Source organism: Dyella mobilis (assembly GCF_016904945.1).
In the GTDB taxonomy this organism is placed as follows: Bacteria; Pseudomonadota; Gammaproteobacteria; order Xanthomonadales; family Rhodanobacteraceae; genus Dyella_B; species Dyella_B mobilis.
In genome coordinates this window covers 1-536 of the sequence record NZ_JADIKF010000004.1, presented here as the reverse complement: position 1 = coordinate 536, position 536 = coordinate 1, and the positions used below count along the sequence as shown (strand labels likewise).

Genomic DNA, 536 nt, shown 5'->3' with positions numbered 1-536 from the left:
TTGCGCATGGATCTGTCGCAGGCACCGAGCGTGGCCGAGCTGTTGGCCCGCGTGCGGCAAACGGCGCTGTCGGCGCAGGATCACCAGGACCTGCCATTCGAGCAGGTGGTGGAGATCGCCCAGCCGCCGCGTTGCCTGGATCACACGCCGCTGTTCCAGGTGATGTTTGCCTGGCAGAACAACGATACCGGCGAGCTGGCGTTGCCGGGGGTGCGCGTCGAGCCGGCATCCATGGACTTCCATACCGTCAAGTTCGACCTGGACCTGACGCTGGGCGAGACGAGCGAGGGAAGCATTGAGGGCGCGCTGTTCTACGCCACGGCGCTGTTCGACGCGGCAACCATCGAGCGCTATCGCGGCTACCTGCTTAGCGTGTTGCAGGCGATGGTGGCCGATGCGCACGTGCCGGTGTCGCGGATCGATCTGCTCGGCGCGCAGGAACGCGAGCTGCTGCTGCACACCTGGAACCAGACGGACGCACCGTATCCGAAGGATCAGTGCATCCATCAGCTGTTCGAGCAGCAGGTGTTGCGTAC

The 536-nt window shown here is 64.9% G+C and carries 1 protein-coding gene; it reads left to right on the top strand.

Features of this window, described 5'->3' with window-relative positions:
* A partial coding sequence (locus ISS99_RS00020; RefSeq protein WP_204629517.1) for a condensation domain-containing protein occupies positions 1-536 on the top strand: 536 nt, incomplete at both ends.